Annotated in this window: 22 protein-coding genes and 1 pseudogene; 17 read left to right on the top strand and 6 right to left on the bottom strand. The window is 45.9% G+C overall.

Annotated features, from left to right (window positions below):
* Positions 1-73 precede the first annotated feature (73 nt).
* From V2H45_RS08555 to V2H45_RS08525, 7 genes are all read left to right on the top strand, one after another.
* The gene (locus V2H45_RS08555; RefSeq protein ID WP_330483213.1) at positions 74-256 is read left to right on the top strand and encodes a hypothetical protein; all 183 of its coding nucleotides are present in this window, start codon (positions 74-76) and stop codon (positions 254-256) included.
* A 66-nt stretch (positions 257-322) separates the two neighbouring features.
* On the top strand, positions 323-1,063 hold the full coding sequence (locus tag V2H45_RS08550) for a DUF4214 domain-containing protein (RefSeq protein ID WP_330483212.1): 741 nt from the start codon (positions 323-325) through the stop codon (positions 1,061-1,063).
* Between the two features lie 80 nt (positions 1,064-1,143).
* Positions 1,144-1,629, top strand: coding sequence for a hypothetical protein (locus tag V2H45_RS08545; protein WP_330483211.1), 486 nt, complete (start codon positions 1,144-1,146; stop codon positions 1,627-1,629).
* 126 nt (positions 1,630-1,755) lie between these two features.
* On the top strand, positions 1,756-2,214 hold the full coding sequence (locus V2H45_RS08540; RefSeq protein ID WP_330483210.1) for a hypothetical protein: 459 nt from the start codon (positions 1,756-1,758) through the stop codon (positions 2,212-2,214).
* Positions 2,215-2,478: 264 nt separating this feature from the next.
* Positions 2,479-3,045: a general stress protein gene (locus V2H45_RS08535; RefSeq protein WP_330483209.1), complete on the top strand. Its 567-nt coding sequence runs from the start codon at positions 2,479-2,481 to the stop codon at positions 3,043-3,045.
* Between the two features lie 28 nt (positions 3,046-3,073).
* Positions 3,074-3,493, top strand: a complete 420-nt coding sequence (locus V2H45_RS08530; protein ID WP_330483208.1) for a BON domain-containing protein — start codon at positions 3,074-3,076, stop codon at positions 3,491-3,493.
* A 50-nt stretch (positions 3,494-3,543) separates the two neighbouring features.
* Complete coding sequence (locus tag V2H45_RS08525) at positions 3,544-3,690, top strand: lmo0937 family membrane protein (RefSeq protein WP_330483207.1); 147 nt, start codon at positions 3,544-3,546, stop codon at positions 3,688-3,690.
* 48 nt (positions 3,691-3,738) lie between these two features.
* On the opposite strand, the pseudogene V2H45_RS08520 reads toward V2H45_RS08525, so the two are convergent.
* Positions 3,739-4,533 (bottom strand): annotated as a pseudogene (locus V2H45_RS08520) (IS5 family transposase).
* Here V2H45_RS08520 and V2H45_RS08515 point away from each other — a divergent pair.
* The 10 genes from V2H45_RS08515 to V2H45_RS08470 all read left to right on the top strand — a co-directional run bounded on the left by V2H45_RS08515 (position 4,532) and on the right by V2H45_RS08470 (position 14,670).
* Entirely contained in the window at positions 4,532-4,756 is a 225-nt protein-coding gene (locus V2H45_RS08515) for a type II toxin-antitoxin system RelE family toxin (protein ID WP_330483206.1), read from the top strand. The pseudogene V2H45_RS08520 and the gene V2H45_RS08515 overlap by 2 nt on opposite strands.
* 378 nt (positions 4,757-5,134) lie before the next feature.
* Positions 5,135-5,986 carry a DUF6920 family protein gene (locus V2H45_RS08510; protein WP_330483205.1) on the top strand — a complete coding sequence of 284 codons (852 nt, stop codon included), beginning with the start codon at positions 5,135-5,137 and terminating at the stop codon, positions 5,984-5,986.
* A gap of 145 nt (positions 5,987-6,131) precedes the next feature.
* Positions 6,132-8,102 (top strand): ATP-binding cassette domain-containing protein, encoded by a 1,971-nt coding sequence (locus V2H45_RS08505; RefSeq protein WP_330483204.1) that lies wholly within the window; start codon positions 6,132-6,134, stop codon positions 8,100-8,102.
* Positions 8,099-9,211 (top strand): ABC transporter permease, encoded by a 1,113-nt coding sequence (locus V2H45_RS08500; RefSeq protein ID WP_330483203.1) that lies wholly within the window; start codon positions 8,099-8,101, stop codon positions 9,209-9,211. The genes V2H45_RS08505 and V2H45_RS08500 overlap by 4 nt, the downstream gene beginning before the upstream one ends.
* A gap of 77 nt (positions 9,212-9,288) precedes the next feature.
* Complete coding sequence (locus V2H45_RS08495) at positions 9,289-10,413, top strand: ABC transporter permease (protein ID WP_330483202.1); 1,125 nt, start codon at positions 9,289-9,291, stop codon at positions 10,411-10,413.
* 27 nt (positions 10,414-10,440) lie between these two features.
* Positions 10,441-11,718, top strand: a complete 1,278-nt coding sequence (locus V2H45_RS08490) for an HlyD family secretion protein (RefSeq protein WP_330483201.1) — start codon at positions 10,441-10,443, stop codon at positions 11,716-11,718.
* A 302-nt stretch (positions 11,719-12,020) separates the two neighbouring features.
* Complete coding sequence (locus V2H45_RS08485; protein ID WP_330483200.1) at positions 12,021-13,043, top strand: NADP-dependent oxidoreductase; 1,023 nt, start codon at positions 12,021-12,023, stop codon at positions 13,041-13,043.
* A 33-nt stretch (positions 13,044-13,076) separates the two neighbouring features.
* Positions 13,077-13,391, top strand: coding sequence for a hypothetical protein (locus V2H45_RS08480; protein ID WP_330483199.1), 315 nt, complete (start codon positions 13,077-13,079; stop codon positions 13,389-13,391).
* 20 nt (positions 13,392-13,411) lie between these two features.
* Positions 13,412-14,377, top strand: a complete 966-nt coding sequence (locus V2H45_RS08475) for a DnaJ C-terminal domain-containing protein (protein WP_330483198.1) — start codon at positions 13,412-13,414, stop codon at positions 14,375-14,377.
* Entirely contained in the window at positions 14,374-14,670 is a 297-nt protein-coding gene (locus V2H45_RS08470) for a chaperone modulator CbpM (protein WP_330483197.1), read from the top strand. Before V2H45_RS08475 ends, V2H45_RS08470 begins: the two co-directional genes overlap by 4 nt.
* Before the next feature lie 74 nt (positions 14,671-14,744).
* Here V2H45_RS08470 and V2H45_RS08465 read toward each other — a convergent pair whose 3' ends face one another.
* The 5 genes from V2H45_RS08465 to V2H45_RS08445 all read right to left on the bottom strand — a co-directional run bounded on the left by V2H45_RS08465 (position 14,745) and on the right by V2H45_RS08445 (position 20,443).
* Entirely contained in the window at positions 14,745-16,340 is a 1,596-nt protein-coding gene (locus tag V2H45_RS08465) for an MDR family MFS transporter (protein WP_330483196.1), read from the bottom strand.
* A gap of 229 nt (positions 16,341-16,569) precedes the next feature.
* Complete coding sequence (locus V2H45_RS08460; RefSeq protein WP_330483195.1) at positions 16,570-17,847, bottom strand: MFS transporter; 1,278 nt, start codon at positions 17,845-17,847, stop codon at positions 16,570-16,572.
* A 15-nt stretch (positions 17,848-17,862) separates the two neighbouring features.
* Complete coding sequence (locus V2H45_RS08455) at positions 17,863-19,164, bottom strand: HlyD family secretion protein (protein ID WP_330483194.1); 1,302 nt, start codon at positions 19,162-19,164, stop codon at positions 17,863-17,865.
* Between the two features lie 24 nt (positions 19,165-19,188).
* A complete protein-coding gene (locus tag V2H45_RS08450) occupies positions 19,189-20,187 on the bottom strand; it encodes a permease (RefSeq protein WP_330483193.1) in 999 nt (332 codons plus the stop codon).
* 13 nt (positions 20,188-20,200) lie between these two features.
* Positions 20,201-20,443, bottom strand: coding sequence for a thioredoxin family protein (locus V2H45_RS08445; protein WP_330483192.1), 243 nt, complete (start codon positions 20,441-20,443; stop codon positions 20,201-20,203).
* Positions 20,444-20,455 lie beyond the last annotated feature (12 nt).

Below are 20,455 nucleotides of genomic sequence, written 5' to 3'. Positions count from 1 at the left end.
AAGCTTTGCAGGTCGCCAGAATGGAACTTTTGGACTTTACAAAAAGCTAATAAATGCTCTTGGAGTCTTACCCATGAAATCCGCCATTCTGTCTGCAACTACGATTACATTCATCAGTTTAATCAGTGTCGTTCCTGCGATCGCCCAAGTTCACTTCATTGAGTCAACCCAAAATCCTGACAGGGCGATTGTAGAAACCACTTTGTTCATAAGACTTAGGCAAACAGCCCACGCTCCATCTGGATTGGTTCTGTAAGCTTTATCGCTTATCAAAATGGAGTTCCGTGCTTTCTAAAAAAATAAATCTCTCGGAGTCTTAACCATGAAACTTTCTATTCTCTCTACCGCATCTATTGTATTCATCAGTTTAGCAAGTACTGCTCCTGCGATCGCGCAATCTGAAAGAATTTCCTGCATTCGCACTCAATATACGATTAACTGCCCTGGTTATGGCAGTTTCAACTATCGCTCCAATAATGGCAATAATGGCAATAATGGCAATTACAACAACGGTAATTACAACAATGGTGCACAGATGGATCGAGCGATCAACAGTATTTACCAACAATACTTGGGACGAAACGCCGATGCCTCAGGACTACAAACCTATCGCAATGTACTCATGAACGGTGGAAGCATTGAGGATGTGAGAAATGCAGTTGCTAATAGCCCTGAAGCTAGAAATAGAAATGGTAACCAAGGTAATCAAGGTAATACTCTTGCGATCGATCAGGCTATCAACAGAATATACCAACAGTACTTAGGACGAAATGCCGATGCCTCAGGTTTACAGACCTACCGCAATATGCTCATGAACGGTGGAAGCATTGAGGATGTCAGAAATGCAGTTGCCAACAGTCCTGAAGCTAGAAACAGAAATGGCAACCAAGGTAATAACCAGACTATCGAGCAGGCTATCAACAGAATATTTCAAGAGTTCTTAGGACGAGATGCCGATGCCAGTGGATTACAGTTCTATCGAAACTCAATTACTAACGGCAGAAGTATTGATGATGTTAGAAGTGAAGTTTCCAATAGCCCCGAAGCTAGAAATAGAAGATAGAGATCTTATGGCGCTCCCCTATGGGAGTGCATGAGTGCCGAGTAAAAGAAGAATTTTGAATAACGATAACGAGGAAAATTATGAGACCTAACGAAGATCCAATTAGTGAAGATGCCCGTCGCAAAGGCTATACACAGGGTGAAATTGACGAAAATAATCGACAGGCTGGAATTCAAAAAGCTCGTGACAGTGAAAGTGCTGTGAGTGGAACGCTGATAGGAATTATTCTCGCCGTTGTAGTAGGTATGGTTGTTGGTACAATCTATTTCTTGAATCGCCGCGATCAGGCTCCTGTTCCTTCTCCTGTGATTGTTCCTGTAACTCCAATAAATCAACCTTCACCAACACCTGTTCCAACCATAAATATTACTATTCCACCACAACAGCAGACACCTCCACAACCAACTCAAGCGCCACCTAACAACATTAATATTACGGTTCCTCCACAACCAACCCAAGCGCCACCTAACAACATTAATATTACAGTTCCACCACAGAAGGAGCCAGTAACACAACCATCTCCTCAGGGTTCACCTGTGCCCAAGCCCAGCACGTCCCCAAACTAGAAAAGACAGTGCCGCTAATAACTTGGAAGCTAGAAACAGAAGATAGAAGTCTTATGGAATCTCTCTTTTGAAGCTTTCAAGTTCGGCTTGAGAGAAGATTTCCGAATAACTACACTAAGGATAACCATGAGACCCGAAGATCCAATCAATAAAAATGCCCGTCAAAAAGGATATGTACAGGGCAAAATTGATGAAAATAATCGACAGGCTGGAATTCAAAAAGTTCGTGACAGTGAAAATGCTGTGAGTGGTACGTTGCTAGGAATTATTCTTGCAGTTATAGTAGGCATGGTTCTTGGTACGGTCTATTTCTTAAATCGACGAGACCAAACTCCTATCCCTTCTCCAATCGTCATTCCTGCAACTCCACTAGTTCAGCCTTCGCCAATACCGACTCCAACCATTAATATTACGGTTCCACCGCAACAACAGGCACCTCCCCAACCAGCACCATCTCCTTCAACGAATAATATTGAAATTACAGTTCCACCGCAGCCAGAACCAGTTCGACCAAGTCCAACACCTCAAAGTTCCCAAGCTCCACAGGTTTCCCCGCCTCCTAAACCTAATACATCCCCAAACTAACAAAGACTGGTAGAGGCAATTTACAACTGATGTTACGCGGAAGTTCCTGAAACCCTTACCCCTAGCCCCTCTCCCTGAGGGAGAGGGGAATAAAACCCAAACGGGGGCTTCGCCCCTGCGACCTATGTGGGAGAGGTGTTTGATGATTAAGAGGAGATTATCGTTCTACGTAAGACGAGTTAAGTAAATAAACTGAGATTGAATTTCATACAGAACGATCGCACGACAGACTACAAAATTTATTAAGTAGCTTGGAGAAAAGAAATGATTTTAAAACATGACAAACGAGCTGTAGGAACCTTTTCTAGCCGTCAAGAGGCAGAGAAGGCTCTTAGCGAACTACGAGATGCCAAATTTGCAATGGATCGGGTATCCATCATTGCAAAAGATAGCGATCGCATTAGTGAGATGCAGGTTCAAGGAACTAATCGGCTTGATGGAGGCGTAACAGCCGGTGTAGCAGTAGGCGGAGCCGTCGGAGAACTAACTGGCTTGCTAGTCGGACTTGGCTCCCTAGCCATTCCCGGAGTAGGCCCCATTATATTGCTGGGGGCAACTGCCACTGCGATCGCTACCACATTAGCTGGCGGTGCGATCGGAGCCGCGACTGGTGGTTTGGTTGGTGGTCTGATCGGTCTAGGCATTTCAGACGAACAGGCACAGGTTTATCACAATTCTGTGCTTCGGGGAGATTACCTTGTTATTGTAGATGGCACAGAAGCTGAGATTCTTCAAGCTGAAGCAATTCTGAGATCCAGCAAGATTCGTGAATGGGAAGTTTATTCCCCTTCTTCCACTGCGGGTTACATCGATCCTATCGTTCGCTTATAAGGTTGTAGATTATTCAGAAATTGAAGTTATGAAGAAGATTGCAAGATTAGTCCTTAGTAGCATTCTACTAATGGGTACTGTCGCCTGTTATGCAGAAGTTCCCACAACAACAGTTCAAAACAGTCAAAATGATGCGCCTAGTAAAGTACGTCAAGATCAACTCGATTCAGATATTCGCGCTCGCGAGCAGCGTAACAAACTGACTGGAGGAGACACAAATCGCGCTGATAGTGACTTAACTAGTGAAGTTCGCTCTAAGCTAGAAGCCAATATCCCTAATGGCAACCTCACGATTACTTCTAAGGAAGGAACAGTTGTTGTATCTGGAACTGTACAAACGCAAAGCCAACTCGACAAAATTGAACCTTTGGCAAAACAAATCAAGGGCGTTAAGAGTGTTTATGTTGGAGCTAAAGTTATGACCATCGTTCTAGATAAAAAGCAGTAAACACCTAGATTTCATAAGTTCATCACTCACCTATTTTAGGAGCAAAACAGGTGCTTTGGTCAATTACAGTTGTTTTAGTAGTTCTATGGGCTCTTGGATTTGGAATTAGCTTCGGAGGTGGGCTGATTCATATCCTTTTAGTCCTTGCCTTGATTAGTGTAGTCTATAACCTAGTTTCAGGACGTAGCGTTCTATAAAAAGTATTCCTCAACATCCACTAAGAAGCTGTTTGAGAATAGAAAGGGTCAAGCTAAACGTTTGATCATGACGCGAATCATCGTGACATAAATAAAGGCTTCAGACATTTGTGGCAAACGTTCATAATCTTTACTTAAGCGACGAGACCAAAGCAACCATGCGAATGAACGCTCTACGACCCAACGCTTAGGTTGGACAACAAATCCTTTCACATCATCAGCACGTAAAACTACTTCTAAAATCCACCGAAAGCTATCCATCACCCAATGCATAAAGGTTTCGCCACAATAAGTACCATCTGCCAAAATGCGTGCTAAACGAGGAAACTTTTGTCTTTTCTGCTCCAAGTGTTCAAACACCTGTCTTGCTCCCTGCTGATCGCTAATCCCTGCCGCAGTCACCACTACCATCAATAAGAGTCCGATGGTATCAACCAGGACATGGCGTTTGCGTCCATTCACCAGTTTCCCGCCATCAACGCTAATTTGCTTTGCTCCTGGTAATCCTGTCTTTATCGATTGACTATCAAGCAAAGCCATTGATGGAGTAGGAGATCTTTCCTCTGTCACGCGCACCCACTACCGTAATTGGTCATTCATTTTCTCCCATGTACCATCGATACGCCATCGACGAAAGTAGGTATAGACTGTGTGCCAGTTAGGAGGATAGTCATGCGGTAACATTCGCCACTGACAGCCTGTGCCTGATATGTAGAAGATAGCGTTAATCACGCTACGCAAACAAATCTTGCGTGGTCTTCCTAATCTGCTGGTACTGGGGAGTAAGTCTGCTATCAGAGACCACTGGCCGTTTGTCAAATCTGTAGGATAGGATGTTGTCATGGCTCTCGTAATTCTGCGATCTTTTCATTCACAGATTATAGTTGCGGGAGCTTTCCTACATTCTCAAACAGCTTCTTACTTCAAACCTATAGACACACTTGTATTTGAAGAGATTCCCAAACTTGAGGGATTAGCAGACCTCAAAAATCTCAAAAAGTTACAGGGCTATGAAAATGCTTATCGAATCAAAGTAGGAGATTATCGAATTGGGGTGACTTGTTAAGACGGAACTATCACCTTTTAGCGCGTCCTACATCGCAAAGAAATTTATCGTTACTTCCCACCCAAGAACTAAAAGATTGGGGAAGATAAGTGTTGATAGTCAGTCTAATAAAATTGTGTAATACCATTTTCAAAAAATGATGCAACGCATCTTTTTGAAAAAACCGCGCTCAGCGCGGAATCTAAAACCTGATCTGTCGCAAATATTTAGGAAATTGGTATAAGGTTTGAATACATTTTGAGACAACTCATGCAATTCCAACATTCCTTGCAACATGATTTCAAACATCCCTATGCCACAGTATTTAAAATCAAAGAGATGATGAAACGATCGCGTTAACCTCAGCAATCTATGCTAACCAATATAGGGATTCAATAGATGACATGGCTTTTAACGATCGCTACTTTGATCTTGATTGGCATTGGGCTTGCCATTGTTTATGGTAAATATCGGTGGCAGCTAGATACAGCTAATCTACGGGCTAAGTTTGCCAATGAACGCCAGCTCGTTAAACCCAAATTTTATCGCGAAGAAGAGCTTGAAGGCTTGCCAGCACCTGTGCAACGATTCTTCCGAAAAGTGTTGAGAAACGGACAGCCCATGATTGCTGCGGTGAAGGTCATGCATCGAGGTCAGTTCAACATGAGCGAGACAGAAGTGAAGTGGAATCCGTTTACCTCCACACAAGTAGCGATCACTCAGCCTCCTGGCTTTGATTGGGATGGGCATATTCAAATGGCTCCGGGTGTGAATGCATTCGTTCACGATACCTATCTACTAGGGAAAGGCAACTTACACGTATCATTACTTGGGCTGTTCGCGCTTGCTCATTTGCACGATACCCCCGAGTTAAACCAAGGTGAATTGCTCCGATTCTTTGCCGAAGCAGCGTGGTATCCTACAGCACTTTTGCCCAGTCAGGGCGTGCGTTGGGAAGCGATCGATGACCTCTCTGCCCGTGGGACTCTGACCGATGGTGCAACCACCGCCTCTCTTGTATTTCGGTTTAATACTGACGGGGCGATCGATAGCGTTCGTGCAGACGCTCGGTATGGAACCTTTGGTGGCAAACTGCTGGCGATGCCTTGGAACTGCCGATTTGGTGAATACACAGTACAGCATGGGATGTCTATTCCCTTATATGGCGAAGTGGAATGGGAGCGTCCAGAAGATACTTGGCTGTATTTTAAAGGGCAAATCATAGAGATTGACTATGAGTTTGTGTCATGAGTTCATCTAGCGTCGAATCAGGCGTGATTCATCGCTGGAGGTGAAATTGAACAAATAAAGCGTGAGATTGAATTTGCCTAAGGCAACCTAGCTATGAAGGAGGCATCCATGTTTAAGTCAAAGGCGCGAACGTTCTGGCAAACTTATGACTGTTAGCACTGCACCTATATTATCTCCTACCCTAAAAAATCGGATTACGATTCATGTGCGGAACCTCCATAGACACTATGGCAAAACGATTGCCATTCGAGGCATCGATCTAGATGTACGGCAAGGTGAACTATTTGGGTTGATTGGAGCCGACGGTGCTGGTAAAACTACGACCTTCAACATTCTGGGCGGAGTCATGGAGGCAACGGCAGGTACAGTGCAAATTTTGGGGTTGTCTCCGAGGGAGGCTCGTAACTACTCAGGGTATCTGACCCAGCAATTTTCGCTCTATCCCGATCTGAGTGTTGACGAAAACATTAACTATAGCGCTGGACTCCGATTAGTGCCAGAAAATCAACTGGAAGCGCGACGCAATAAATATCTGACGCTGATGCAGTTGGAGCGGTTTCGCGATCGCTTGGCTGGAAAGCTTTCGGGTGGAATGAAGCAAAAATTAGCCCTTTGTTGTGCTTTGATTGCCGAACCACAAGTTCTGTTGCTCGACGAACCAACGACGGGAGTTGATACGGTGGCGCGACGAGAGTTTTGGGATATTCTGGCAGGACTTACCAGACAGGGGATTACGGTCATTGTTGCTACGCCCGACCTAGACGAAGCGGAACGGTGCGATCGCGTTGCCTTACTCCACAACGGCGAGATTCAACAAATGAACACGCCATCTGCCTTGAAAGCGAAGCTAGGGCTGCAACGGCTTGTGATTCGCACACCAGAACTGCTTGAAACGGAACAGATGTTAAGACAAGCGATCGATCCATTGCAAGGACAAATTGCCGATGTGGCAACCTTTGGCGATCGCGTCGAAGTGTTAGTCCGAGATTCCAAGTACGGCGAGATTCAAGTCCGCGACCTGCTCGATCGACATCAGGTGTCCTACGATCGCATCCAGTCCGAAGAACCGACCTTGGAAAATGTTTTTGTCACGCTTTTACGACGGAAAGGATCTGTGCCACTATCGATCCCTTTTCCCCGACACAAGATGCCGGGGGAGCAAGGGCAAGGGAAACAAGACGCTAAGATTGCGATCGCTGCCCATAATCTCAATCGTGTCTTTGGGAATTTTCATGCGGTGAACGAGCTAAACCTCGATATTCACTACGGCGAAGTGTATGGATTGCTCGGTGCAAATGGCGCTGGAAAAACTACCGCAATTAAAATGCTATGTGGTCTCTTACCCGTTAGCTCGGGTGAGGTTTCGCTGGCAGGAGAAACGGGCAATCTCCGAAGCCCAGAACTGAGACAGCAGATTGGCTACATGAGTCAGAAATTTACCCTCTATGATGACCTGACCATTCTCGAAAATTTACAGTTTTACAGTGGGGTCTATGGCATTCCTCAGAGACAGCAACAGGAAAAAATCAAATGGGTACTCGCGACCTGTGGACTGGAAGGACAAGAACATCTCTTGACGCGACAACTCCCAGGGGGATGGAAACAGCGCGTTTCCTTTGGAGCCTGCGTGATGCACGAACCGAAGATTTTATTTTTAGATGAGCCCACTTCGGGAGCCGATGTGCTAGCAAGGCAACAGTTCTGGCAATTGATTAATGAGTTTGCCCGCAATGGTACAGCGATTCTCGTGACGACGCACTACATGAATGAGGCAGAACAGTGCAATCGCCTTTGTTTTATGGTAGCGGGGCGCAAAGTCACCGAGGGATCTGCGAGTGAAATTAAAGCAGCTCAACCAGGTAAGTTGTTTGAACTGCATGTCGAACAATTACAGGAGAGTTACGATCGCTTACGGCAACACTTAGAACCTTGGCGCGTATCCATCTTTGGCGATCGCCTCCATATCGTGCTAGATCGTCCCGATCTGGAACTTCCTCAAGTCAAATCGCTACTGCAAAGTGTCAATTTATCCTTCTCCGATCTGCAATCAATCCCATTCTCCTTAGAAGATGCCTTTATTGGCGAAGTTCAACGGGCAGGAGGAGCGCCGCCATGACGATCCGTCGCATTCGCAATCAGTTCTTTAAGGAATTAGAGCAGTTTCAGCGCGATCGCTTAGGCGTGGCACTGGCATTTATTTTGCCTGTGATTGCCCTTTTAATTATCGGTTTTGCGATTCGGTTAGAAGCCAGAAATATTCCCTTGGTGGTGCGCGATCTAGATCGAACTTCGCTTAGTCGCAGCTATATCGAACGGCTCTATGCCACCAATCTATTTATTCCGGCAATTTGGCGGGGCGATCGCTTTCCCGATGCGATCGATCGCAGTAGCGCCCTCGTTCAAATCAATATTCCCGCTGGATTTAGTGCGAATGTAGCAGCAGGTAGAGCCGGGGATTTGCAGGTTGTCATTGATGGCAGCGATGTGATCAATGCTCGTGTGGTTCGGTTAGCCATCCAAGGCACAACGCTATCGGTTCTGCAAAATCAGCTTGGCAAACTTGCCGATGAGTTAGGCGTAGTGGCTCAGGTGCGACTCTGGTTCAACCCCGGACGGCAAGAGTCGTTGTTTATCGTGCCCGGAAGTTATGGTGTGATTTTGGCGATTTTCCCACCCTTGCTGATTGCGATCGCGTTGGTTCGAGAAAAGGAACAAGGCACGATCTTACAACTCTATGCTTCCAGCCTAAGCGCTTTTGAATTACTAATGGGCAAATCGTTGGCATATACTGTTGTCGGTCTAGGAGAGGCGGTAATTCTGTTTGTTGTGGGATTTCTGTTGTTTGGAGTTCGTACGATCGGCGATCCAACGCCTTTAATAGTTGGCACTGTCATTTTCATGTTGGCAACGGTGCAACTGGGCTTGATTATCGGGATTTTTACTACAACGCAAAGTGCAGCAGTACAGGCGATCGGAACCATTAAGGTCTTGACGGCTTTCCTACTGGCAGGATTTCTTTTTCCCCTCAATAGCGTTCCGTTTCCATTCTCGCTCGTGTCTTACTTGGTTCCTGTTCGCTACTACATTGAACTCTGTCGAGACGTATTTATTCGGGGATCGGGATGGCTAGGAACAGGGCATTTAACGATCGCTCTTTTGCTTTTGGGCATGGTCGAATTTGCGATCGCTTGGTGGGGAATGCGCCGAATGCAACTGTCTGGTTGAAGGTGATTTATGGCTGTGTCTCACCTGAAAGCATCATTGACAAATCGTTAGGAGATAACCATCATGGAAAGTAGAATATGTTAAGCCGTCGTTTGCTTGCACTACTCATTAAGGAATCTACTGAACTGCTGCGAAACCGACAGTTGGTGATTTTCTTGACCCTTGCACCCATTCTCTCGATGGTCATTTTTGGCTATGTCCTAAACTCCAATGTGAATCATTTACGACTAAGCATCTTAGACCAAAATCAAGGGGCAATGAGTCGCGATTTCATCAATGCCTTTACTGAAAATCATATCTTTCTCGTCGATCGCTATTCCAACACGCAGCAAGATTTAACGCAACAGGTTGCCCAAGGGAAAGTCGATGCTGGTCTGATGATTCCTCCTACATTCAGCCGAGATCTACTTCAGATAGGCAAAGCAGAAGTCGGATTTGTGATTGACGGGATTAATGCTTATAGTTCGGGTTTGGCAAAGGGCTATGTTGCCCAGATTACAACCCAGTTCAATCTCAGTCTTCTGAAACAATATCAGCCCCTTTCCCTCGATTTCAAGCTTCCGCTCCAGCCACAGATTACATTTCGCTATAATCCAGGAACCCTTGATAGCTGGTTCTTCGTTCCAGGTGTGATTGGCGCAATTATGACATTGAGCGCTATCTTAGCCGCCGCAGTAGAAGCAGTGCGGGAAAAGGATCAGGGTACGCTTGAGCAACTCTTGATGACTCCAGTCGCTTCTACATCAATTCTGATTTCTAAAATCGCACCAATCTCTGGCTTGTTAAGCGTTACCTTACTCATGTGCTTTGCTACGGCGCATTGGATTTTCCAAATTCCATTTCGGGGCAATGTTTTTCTGTTGCTAATCTTCTCAATTCTGTTTATTCAAATTGGTGTTTCGATTGGACTGGCGATTTCCGCATTTTCAAGAAATAAATTGCAAACGATTCTGATTGGGATCTTCTTAAATATTCCAATCATTTTGCTGGGTGGTGCCGTAACATCCATTAACAGTATGCCTCTTCTGTTTCGTTGGATTGCCCAGATGAATCCACTCTATCATTATCTAATTATTCTACGGGGCATTTTGCTTAAGGGCGTTGGTTTAGAGGTTTGGGGGGTAAATGCGATCGCGATGGTTTTATTTGCAGTGACAACGCTTTTCGTGAGTGCAAGACATTATCGAAGTCAACTGAACTAGATTCCATATTCAACTAAAGAGGTAATTATGACAAAAACTGTTGATTCTTCAAAGATCGTAGTAGAAAATGCGCCGTCCGCATCTCCACAAATACTCAAAAAACCACCTCAACGGCGTTGGTTATGGATTTTAATGGGGACAGCAGCGATCGCAGGCATTGGAATCGGAATTTGGTACGGGTCGCGTCCTAAGACCGAGCGCTTGATTCAACTGAGCGGCCGGATCGAAGGCTATGAAACCGATGTTAGCACTAAGGGCGCTGGACGTGTCGAAGAAGTGACTGTGCGAGAGGGAACCATGGTTAAAAAAGGACAATTGCTAGTACGTTTAAGTGACGACGAAGTGCGATCAGAACTGCAAGCTGCCACTTCACAGGTCAATGCCGCCAAGCAACGAGAAGTCAGCGCGCGTTTACAAATCTCGGCAGCAGAAGCTCAAGTCGAAGATGCTCGACTAAATTTACAGCAATCTGAGGGTGACACTCAAGGAAAAGTCACAGAAGCTGAAGGGATCGTCGCAACGGCACAGGCAATTCTCGAACAAGAACAGGCAAGAGTTGGAGAAGCAAGAGCACTGCTCGAGCAGGCAAGAGTCGATCGCGATCGCTATTTCAATCTCGCGTCTCAAGGGGCTGAGACGCGACAGCGCTATGACTTGGCAAAAACAACATTCAACGTTGCCGAGGCAGGGCTGCAAAGTCGCCTAGCCGCAGTGAAAGCCGCCAGTCAAGCCATCCAAATTGCTCGGGGAAAATTGACGCAAGCCCAAACCTCAAGCCTCAATCCTAATCGCCAAGAAACGAATGTTAGTCGCTTTCTAACTCAGTTAGCCCAAGCCCAAGCTACGCTTGTTGCTGCCCAAGCCGATGTTCAAACTGCTGAAGCCAATCGCCAACTGATTCAAACCCGTCTGAATAATCTTACGGTCAATAGTCCAATCGATGGGGTTGTGACGATGCGCAGTGTAGAAACAGGCACAGTGGTTTTGCCCAGTCGTCCTCTGCTCCGTATTGTAGATCTAAATCAAGTCTATATGCGCGGCTTTATTCCCGGAGGAGACATCGGTCGAATTTGGGTTGGAGGATCTGCGAGAGTCTATCTGGATAACGATCCAGACCGTCAACATCCCTTAAAAGCAACGATTGTTGCGATCGATGCAAAAGCATCCTTTACACCAGAAAATGTCTACTTTCAGAAAGATCGAGTGGAACAGGTGTTTGGCGTGAAACTGAGCCTAGAGCAACCCAATGGATTTGCCAAACCGGGAATGCCTGCGGATGCAGAGATTATCTTAGATCGGAGATAGTTCTTTGGATGCGATCGCAGCACGATAAGATAACAATCCTAAACGAGTTGTAACTAACTTGTAGCGCAGGCATCTTGCCTGCAAGGGCTGGAAGTCCGTTTTTTAGACTTGTATTGCGTTTTCAAGCTTTTTATTACGTTTAATTCAATTTGTCTCGTAGTCAATCAATTCACGCAGTAAATCAAACCATCGTCGCATAGAAGTATTACATAGGTTATCTATCAAGACCAAACTTGATGCGGCGATCGCTGTATTTCGCTCAGTGTTTTGTCAAGAATTCTCGTTAAGTATTCAGGAGTTATATGTCTAGATTGATAAACCAACAAATCCTGCTCAAAAATTACCCGATCGCAGAACCCCAAGAAAGCGATTTTGCCCTAGTCGAAACAGAACTTCCAGAATTGGGAGAATCAGAAATTCTCAATCGCACGATTTACTTGTCCCTTGACCCTTATATACGAGGACGCATGAGCGATCGCGCCTCCTATGCAACACCAGCGGAATTAGGCAAAGTCATGGTTGGTAGTACTGTCAGCCAGGTGGTGAAATCAAACCATCCCAAATTTTCAGTGGGAGATTTCGTCGTGGGCTATGACGGTTGGCAATCCTATGGAATTTCAAAAGGCGAAACCTTAAGAAAGCTTGACCCCAATCAAGTACCACTTTCCTATGCCTTAGGCATTACAGGAATGCCTGGAATGACGGCCTATTTTGCGTTGCTAGATATTGGCAAGCCCAAAGCAGGCGAAACGGTTGTGGTTTCTGCGGCTTCTGGGGCAGTGGGTGCGGTTGTGGGGCAAATTGCCAAAATCAAGGGCTGTCGGGCAGTGGGCATTGTCGGGAGTGAAGAGAAATGTAAGTATGTCGTAGATGAACTGGGCTTTGATGCCTGCATCAATCGCAAAACTCAAGACCTGAGTGCCGCCTTGAAAGCTACTTGCCCTCATGGCATTGATGTCTATGTCGATCATACGGCAGGGCCAATTTTAGAAGCCGTGTTGCAACAGATCAATCTGGGAGCCAGAATTCCTTTGGTGGGTTTGATCTCTCAGTACAATGCCGAAAAACTACCTCCAGGGCCTAATCTGATGCCGCTCTTGGTGAAACGAGCCCTGATTAGGGGGGTTCTGGTAGGGGACTACCAAGAGCGGCACGCTGAGTTTATCAAGGATGTATCCCTGTGGTTACAGGCAGGCAAACTCAAGTACAGGGAAGATATCGTCCAAGGTCTAGAAGCTGCACCCAGTGCGTTTATTGGTTTACTGCAAGGGAAGAACTTTGGCAAGCTCATCGTTCAGGTTAGTGACGATCCAACCAAGAAATGAATTATTCACCATCTAATTTAAGAGGTTTCCATCATGAATGACGAATCAATGGTCGCTCAAGGAACTGTTTCCAATCAAGCCGCCGCAGAAGCGCTACAAACGATCGCAGGGCAAAATCATTACGCAGGAGGCAATGCACTGTTAAGTGCCGAAGCCGAGGCAGGAGCCCAACTTGATAATTCGGCGATCGACCAACTTGTGGAGACAAAAACTGCTAGTAATCAAGCTACAGAAAACTCCACTGAGGCAAAGCGGTTTACCACAACTGGAAACTACCCTATAAACTTTGAGCATCTTAGCGACGCAGGAGACCTATCCCTGACCAATGATGTTCCAAGTGCCGAATAATCGATTCTGAGAATTCCGTCATGCCCACTGCAACCGACTTCAAAGACTACTACGCCATTCTGGGAGTCAGCAAAACTGCCACTGCTGAGGAAATTAAGCGGGCATATCGCAAACTTGCCCGTAAATACCATCCTGACGTAAATCCTGGTAATCCAGATGCTGAGGCGAAATTTAAAGACATTAATGAAGCCAACGAAGTTGTCTCAAATCCCGAAACGCGCAAAAAGTACGACCAATTTGGACAGTACTGGAAGCAATCGGCGGAAGGGGTTGCTCCTCCTAGAGGAACGAACGAAAGTGCCGCAGGATTTGAGCAATATAGCGACTTTGATGATTTTATTAACGATTTACTGGGTGGTTTAGGCGGCAGAACCAAAGCAGGAAGAACCTATCGCCGCACATCCGATGGTCAGCCAGAGGACTTTGCGGGATTTCGCAGTCAAGCCCCAGCCCCTGATACAGAAGCAGCGATCGCGCTCTCGTTATCAGAAGCCTTTCATGGCGTGCAAAAACGGTTGCAGTTGGACAATGAAGCCATGAACGTTCGCATTCCCGCAGGCGCTAAGCGGGGCAGTCGAATTCGGATTAAAGGAAAAGGTCGCCCCAGCCCTTTTTCTCAACAGCGAGGTGATTTGTATCTCACGATCGAACTATTTCCCCATCCCTTTTTTCAATTTTCTGGGGATAATCTGACCTGTGAAGTTCCTATTCGTCCCGACGAAGCTGTCTTAGGCACGCAAATTCAGGTACCAACCCCAGAAGGTCGCGTGACTATGACCGTTCCTAAAGGGGTGCGCTCTGGGCAATCGCTGCGGCTACGCGGCAAAGGTTGGATATTACCGAAAGGCGATCGCACCGATCTGATTGTGAAGCTTCAGATCGTGTCTCCGCAAGAGTTAAGTGATATCGAGCGCGATTGCTACGAAAAGATTCAGTCCAATAGCATTTTTAACCCACGTTCTGCCATAGCAGAGGTGACATTATGAGCGAGTTTAGCCTTTCCTGTACAGTCGTCTCCCAAGAAGGCGATCGCCTTTATACCTTTGAATATGCTGCTTTGGTGACGGAAACCTCAACGATTGTAATCGAGCAATACGTGCAGGTGGGATTGATCGAACCCATTGGCTCCATGCTGCACTCGCGGGAAATTGCGCGCATCGCTCAAGTCCAACGGTTGCGACGAGATTTAGGACTTAATCTTGTTGGCGCAATCATGGTTCTAGATATGGCTCAGGAAATCGCCCAACTTCGGGCAAGGCTTACAGCCTTACAGTCTTGATTTGCAAAATATTATTGCAGATATCTAGAACTACAAACTCAAGCCCATGCCAAATCGCTCTCTCACCAAGCACTTTAATGAGCGCCACTAGCATCGGTAGACTTCACCTTCTTAAAAAATAAAATTGCTACACCACTCAACAACAAAGCAAAACCAACAAAATAAAAGCAATCATTAAAAGCCATCACATAGGATTCGCGACTCACCACATTGGCGATCGCTTGATAAGCCTGAGACTTTGCTGCGATCAAATCCGAGCCTTTACTGACAAACAACTGGGTCAGCTCATCTACACGCTGCTGCGTTGCGAGATTATACAAAGACACCGCATCCCCCAAACGATTGGAGTGGAACTTCTCTCGCTGGGTTAACAAAGTCGCCAAAGCGGCGGTTCCTTTGGAATTGCCCAAATTTCGCATCATGTTAAATAAACCACTTGCCGAACCTGCTTGAGCCTTTGAGAGACCAGCCGTAGCTACTGCCGATAGCGGCACGATAATTAACGGTTGACCCATGGCTCTGACTAATTGCGACCAGCGCAACTGGTCGATGCCACTGAGATTCGTCAGATCGGAATTCATAAAACAGCTAATCGAAAATAGACTTACGCCCACACCAATCACCAAGCGCGTATCCACAAGCTGAATCAGTTTTGGTACAAAAGGAATGAGAAATAATTGCGGTAACCCCGCCCACATTAACACCTCACCAATCTGGAGGGCATTATATTTCTGGATTTGCACGAGATACAAAGGCAAAAGATAAATGGAACCATATAAGCCCACTCCCAGTGAAATATTGACGATACTAGCCAGCCCAAAATTGCGATCGCGTAACAGCCGCAAATTAATAAATGGTTGTTTGCGCGTTAATTCGATCCAGAAAAATATGGATAAGAAAATTGCCGCGATCGCACCCAGCGTCACAATCAAGGACGAACTAAACCAATCCTTGCGAGAGCCTTCTTCTAACACTACCTGTAAAGATGCTAACCCGATCGCCATGGAGATAATTCCCCACCAGTCTCCTTGTTTTAGCAACTCTGGTTTCGCTGGTTGCGGCTTGATGCCATACCACACGCCCGCTAGGAGTAATACCCCAGGAACGATATTGAGATAGAAGATATAGTGCCAACTCAAATTATTCGTCAACCATCCACCCAAGGTGGGGCCAATCGAAGGGGCAAATGTGGCAGTAATTCCAAATAACGCCATGCCTATGGGTTGTTTAGATGGAGGCAAAGTGACCAACATATTGGTAAATGCCATCGGGATTAATATTCCTCCTGTTGCTCCTTGACAGGCGCGAAAGACAATCATGGAGGACAAGTCCCAAGCGGAGGCACAGCAGATAGAAAAGAAGATAAATAGCGCCGCATTGACTAAGATGTAACGTTTAATTGAGAAGACTTGGGATAACCAACCTGTCAAGGGAATCACCACAATCTCGGCGACGAGATAGGCTGTGGAAATCCAAGAACCTTCCTCTAGGGTTGCACCTAGGGCTGCTTGGATATCTTGGAGTGAGGAGTTCGTGATTTGAATATCCAGTACCGCCATAAACGCGCCCAGCATACTAGCAGCGACCCCAATCCAGATCCTTAGGGGGACATCATCGGGTGGACGAGTAGAAAGTTGGCGTTGGTTAAGGATTGCTCTGGTATTCGCCACGGTTTTGACACTGTATAGTTTTTGCTTTGGGGTTCTCGATTTGTAACTAAGAGAGTGTTTGAGAAGTCTAGTATCTCGTATAAATTTCTACTTTTACCCCCCTTAATCCCCCCTTGCAAAGGGGGGAAACTTAAATCCTCCTCTTACCCTGCGGGAAGTCGCTTCGCGGCCAGTGCAAGGGGGAGCTAGAGGGAGTAAAAACTTCTCAAACACGCTCTAAGCCTGTTTCCTATTCTTTGATGGGTAAGGGGATAATGATTCCTTTGCTCTGATAAATTTTATGGACAATCTTCTTTAATGCGGGCAACTGTCTACTGAAAAAGAACGAACCTAAAAGGCAAGAGAGTCCAGCAATAATTAATGTGTTGGTTGCACCGATCAGATCGGCTAAAGCGCCACCCATGAGATTGCCAAAAGGAGTCATGCCTAAAAATGACATGGTATATAGGCTCATGATGCGTCCGCGTTTGTCATCATCTACAATCGTTTGTAAAACAATGTTGCCAGATGAGACTTGCAAAATTGTGCCTAAACCAATCAATAACATGGCGAATAGTGAAAGGGCTAAAATAGGTGACAAGGAAAAGATAAGTAAACCACAGCCTAAAATTGCTGGGCCGACGATAATTAATTTGCCGATTCCGACGACTGTTTTTCTTGTAGCTAGATAAACACCTCCAAAGAGAGCGCCAACGCCTGATGCTGCCATGAGAAAGCCTAAAGTTTGAGCATTCCCATTGAGGATTTTGTCTGCGAAAACGGGTACGAGTACGGTATATTGCATCCCCATAAAGCTGACGATCGCTGAAAGCAATAAAATTGCGCGGATGGGTGGACTGCGAAAGGCATAGTCAAATCCTTCTAGGATTTTTTGGAGAAGATTACCATGGGGGATGGGAATTTCTTTTGCCTGAAATCGCATCGCCAGTAAAGCCCCAATCACAGCAATGTAACTGAGCCCATCGATTAGGAAGCAGTAAGCCTCTCCGACTAGGGAAATGAGTAATCCCCCGATCGCAGGACCGATTAATCGCGCTGCATTAAACATTGTGGAGTTGATTGCGATCGCATTCGCTAAATCTTCTCTATGTTCGACCAGTTCGATCGCAAACACTTGCCTTGCTGGCGCATCCACAGCATTGATGAGTCCTTGAAATAGGCTTAAAGCAAGGATGTGCCAAAGGTTGATCGCATCAGATAGGGCTAAGGCAGCAAGACTTAGGGATTGCACCATCGCTAAAATCTGGGTGCCTACCAAGATCCGATGGCGAGGGAAGCGATCGACAAATACACCACCAAACGGAGCTAACAGGAAACTAGGAATTTGGCTGGTAAATCCGACTATCCCAAGCATGAGAGCCGAGTGTGTGAGGTGATAAACCAACCACACCATAGCGATTTGCGTCATCCATGTCCCAATCAGAGATACACCCTGTCCAGCAAAAAACAGCCGATAGTTTCTCGATCGCAGTGCAGGTAGGAAGAATTTAGGCTCAGTTGCTTGCATAGGGTTGGCGGAATATTACTTAATCTCAACCGTAACTTCCGCAGACATACCTGCCGTAATCCGCGATTCATATCCTTTGAGGCTTTGAGGTTCTAGGGTGATTTTGACAGAAATACGTTGGACGATTTTAGTGAAGTTACCCGTCGCATTATCGGGTGGTAAAAGTGCGAATTGAGCGCCAGAAGCTGGAGAAATACTCTCTACCCGACCCATAAAAACTTGTTCGGGAAAGGCATCTAGCCTAACTTCCACAGACTGTCCAGCTTTAATGCGATTTAGTTGCGTTTCTTTGAAATTAGCCACGATCCAGTAATTGTTCTCTACCACTGCCATGAGTGGCGAGCCCACTTGAATATCGATGTAGGCAAGCTGCAATTGGGCGTCCTTGAGAACTGCACCTGACTGCGCGATCGCGGATTGAGCGGCTTCGTATTCACTGCGATTAACAGTTGTTTGTTGACCGCTGGCGGCGGCCTGAGCCAATTCACCCCTAGATCCTGAAAGCTTGGCTTGCGCGCTGGTGATTCCTTCCTGTGCTTGGGCTAATCTGGCTTGAGCCTGTTGTACGGATTGGATTGCCGAATTTTTCTGGGCTAGCGCCACCTCGTAGGCGGTTTTAACTGCACCTAATTGTTGACTAGAAATTGCACCTTCCTTATACAGTATGTTATTACGGTTGTAGTCAGTTTGGGCATTTTCTAAGCTGGCATTGGCCTGCTCTACCTGCGCTTGGGCAAGGGGAATTCCCGCTTGGGCTTCTTGGGCGATCGCTTGGGCATTCGCAATGGAGGCTTGAGCAATGCCAACATTTCCCTGAGCTTGAGATGTCCTACCGCTGGTGGTTTCAGAGGCTAGGTCTATATTGGCTTGCGCGGCATTCGCCGTTCTCTTTGCCGACTCTAGTGCGGCTTCGGCTTCTTGGACTTTATTCTCATAGTCCTTGGGATCGAGCTTCACCAATAGCTGCCCTGATTGCACCTGTTGATTATCGCTCACGAGGACGTAGGTAACGGTTCCCGCAATTTTGCTACTAACTTGGTGAATATGTCCGACCACGGAGGCGTTATCGGTTGATTGATGGGTGGAGGCATATTGCCAATAACGATAGCCAAACGCGATCGCGACAACTGCCCCAACGCCCAATCCTGTCAGAATATAGGCGATCGGTTTAATCTGCTTTGGTGCTGGTTTTTCTGGTTCCTCTGGTAATGGGTTCGCTATTGCTACTTTCTCTACATTTGTTATGGGTATTAGTAGGGGCTTCGTAATATTTAAATTTGCAGTATGGTCTTCGCCTATATCTTTATTTGTAATCATATCTTTCTCCATAATTTGCAATCGCTATAGACCCAGAGCATTGAATATGTAACCGATGCTGATAATACCTACTGTCATGAGTCCAATAAATACAGCTAATAGTTGAGGACGCAGTACTTTTTTGAGAATCACCATTTCAGGAAGAGAAAGAGCTGTTACTGCCATTGTGAAGGCTAAAACTGTACCCATAGGCATTCCTTTATTGACTAAAGCTTCAGTGATTGGCATTACTCCTGCAATATTCGCGTAGAGTGGCACGCCCAAAATTACCGCGAGTGGCACTGCTAAAGGATTATTCACACCTGCATATTTGGTAATAAAATCTGTCGGTACATAACCATGAATTCCCGCACCGATCGCTATACCAACCACCACATAGAGCCACACCGATCTCATAATTTCACTCGATTGGAACCTACCTTGCTCAAGTCTTTGATGCCAAGTTAGGGCGACTGATTCTAGGTTGCTTTCATGTTCTGGTGGCTGTTCTTGATAAGATTTTTGCATTTCCCAAACAAATGGTTCCACCCATTTTTCTAATTTAAGTAGTCCGATTATGTAACCAGCCGCGATCGCCAAACCCACGCCAAAGCCAATATAAAGAAGTGTTATCTTCAAGCCAAATAATCCCCACAAAAGGATCACGGCAACTTCATTTACCATTGGTGCTGCCATCAGATAGGAAAAAGTTATGCCCAAAGGTACACCTGCTTCTAAGAACCCGATAAATAAAGGAACAGCAGAACAAGAACAAAATGGTGTAACGATTCCTACCATCGCTGCCAAAATATTGCCTGCGAAAGTGTGCTTTCCCTCTAGCAAAGCACGAACTCTCTCTGGTTCTAAAAAGCTTTGAAATGTCCCAATAATGAAGCTAATCATCATTAGCAATGTTAAAACTTTTGGCACGTCGTAAAGAAAGAAGTGCAGGCTTGCTCCTAAATGCGATGATATTTCTAACCCTATTAGCTTTGTGACGATCTGGGTTGCTAACCAATCGAATGGATAAAAAAGATCGAACATCAAATTTACTCCTTTAACGCAGCAAAAGGGGTTGAATTTGTTCCGAACTGATCACTTGACCTTTGCTGACAACTTTGCCGTTGATTGTCATGGCAGGAGTAGACATCACGCCTCGTTTAGCGATTTCGATTGGGTCAGTAATGTGTAGAACTTCAGCAGTTAAATTGAGGATCGCTAATGCTTCCTTAGCATTTGCTTCTAGCTGTTGGCATTTTTTACAGCCCGCACCCAAAATTTCAATTTTGATTGTATTCATGGAGTGATTCCT

Source organism: Tumidithrix elongata BACA0141 (genome assembly GCF_036349135.1).
Classification (GTDB): domain Bacteria; phylum Cyanobacteriota; class Cyanobacteriia; order Pseudanabaenales; family Pseudanabaenaceae; genus Tumidithrix; species Tumidithrix elongata.
Note: the sequence above shows the minus strand (reverse complement) of the source record. Positions and strands in the feature narration are given on the sequence as shown.

What these genes read in the sequence shown, in the direction of transcription:
- V2H45_RS08460 (WP_330483195.1), bottom strand. Translation starts at nt 17,847, where the DNA reads ATGCAAGCAACTGAGCCTAAATTCTTCCTACCTGCACTGCGATCGAGA.
- V2H45_RS08515 (WP_330483206.1), top strand. Translation starts at nt 4,532, where the DNA reads ATGGCTCTCGTAATTCTGCGATCTTTTCATTCACAGATTATAGTTGCG.
- V2H45_RS08545 (WP_330483211.1), top strand. Translation starts at nt 1,144, where the DNA reads ATGAGACCTAACGAAGATCCAATTAGTGAAGATGCCCGTCGCAAAGGC.
- V2H45_RS08540 (WP_330483210.1), top strand. Translation starts at nt 1,756, where the DNA reads ATGAGACCCGAAGATCCAATCAATAAAAATGCCCGTCAAAAAGGATAT.
- V2H45_RS08485 (WP_330483200.1), top strand. Translation starts at nt 12,021, where the DNA reads ATGTCTAGATTGATAAACCAACAAATCCTGCTCAAAAATTACCCGATC.
- V2H45_RS08495 (WP_330483202.1), top strand. Translation starts at nt 9,289, where the DNA reads ATGTTAAGCCGTCGTTTGCTTGCACTACTCATTAAGGAATCTACTGAA.
- V2H45_RS08505 (WP_330483204.1), top strand. Translation starts at nt 6,132, where the DNA reads ATGACTGTTAGCACTGCACCTATATTATCTCCTACCCTAAAAAATCGG.
- V2H45_RS08550 (WP_330483212.1), top strand. Translation starts at nt 323, where the DNA reads ATGAAACTTTCTATTCTCTCTACCGCATCTATTGTATTCATCAGTTTA.
- V2H45_RS08530 (WP_330483208.1), top strand. Translation starts at nt 3,074, where the DNA reads ATGAAGAAGATTGCAAGATTAGTCCTTAGTAGCATTCTACTAATGGGT.
- V2H45_RS08555 (WP_330483213.1), top strand. Translation starts at nt 74, where the DNA reads ATGAAATCCGCCATTCTGTCTGCAACTACGATTACATTCATCAGTTTA.
- V2H45_RS08450 (WP_330483193.1), bottom strand. Translation starts at nt 20,187, where the DNA reads ATGTTCGATCTTTTTTATCCATTCGATTGGTTAGCAACCCAGATCGTC.
- V2H45_RS08500 (WP_330483203.1), top strand. Translation starts at nt 8,099, where the DNA reads ATGACGATCCGTCGCATTCGCAATCAGTTCTTTAAGGAATTAGAGCAG.
- V2H45_RS08490 (WP_330483201.1), top strand. Translation starts at nt 10,441, where the DNA reads ATGACAAAAACTGTTGATTCTTCAAAGATCGTAGTAGAAAATGCGCCG.
- V2H45_RS08455 (WP_330483194.1), bottom strand. Translation starts at nt 19,164, where the DNA reads ATGATTACAAATAAAGATATAGGCGAAGACCATACTGCAAATTTAAAT.
- V2H45_RS08480 (WP_330483199.1), top strand. Translation starts at nt 13,077, where the DNA reads ATGAATGACGAATCAATGGTCGCTCAAGGAACTGTTTCCAATCAAGCC.
- V2H45_RS08475 (WP_330483198.1), top strand. Translation starts at nt 13,412, where the DNA reads ATGCCCACTGCAACCGACTTCAAAGACTACTACGCCATTCTGGGAGTC.
- V2H45_RS08470 (WP_330483197.1), top strand. Translation starts at nt 14,374, where the DNA reads ATGAGCGAGTTTAGCCTTTCCTGTACAGTCGTCTCCCAAGAAGGCGAT.
- V2H45_RS08535 (WP_330483209.1), top strand. Translation starts at nt 2,479, where the DNA reads ATGATTTTAAAACATGACAAACGAGCTGTAGGAACCTTTTCTAGCCGT.
- V2H45_RS08445 (WP_330483192.1), bottom strand. Translation starts at nt 20,443, where the DNA reads ATGAATACAATCAAAATTGAAATTTTGGGTGCGGGCTGTAAAAAATGC.
- V2H45_RS08510 (WP_330483205.1), top strand. Translation starts at nt 5,135, where the DNA reads ATGACATGGCTTTTAACGATCGCTACTTTGATCTTGATTGGCATTGGG.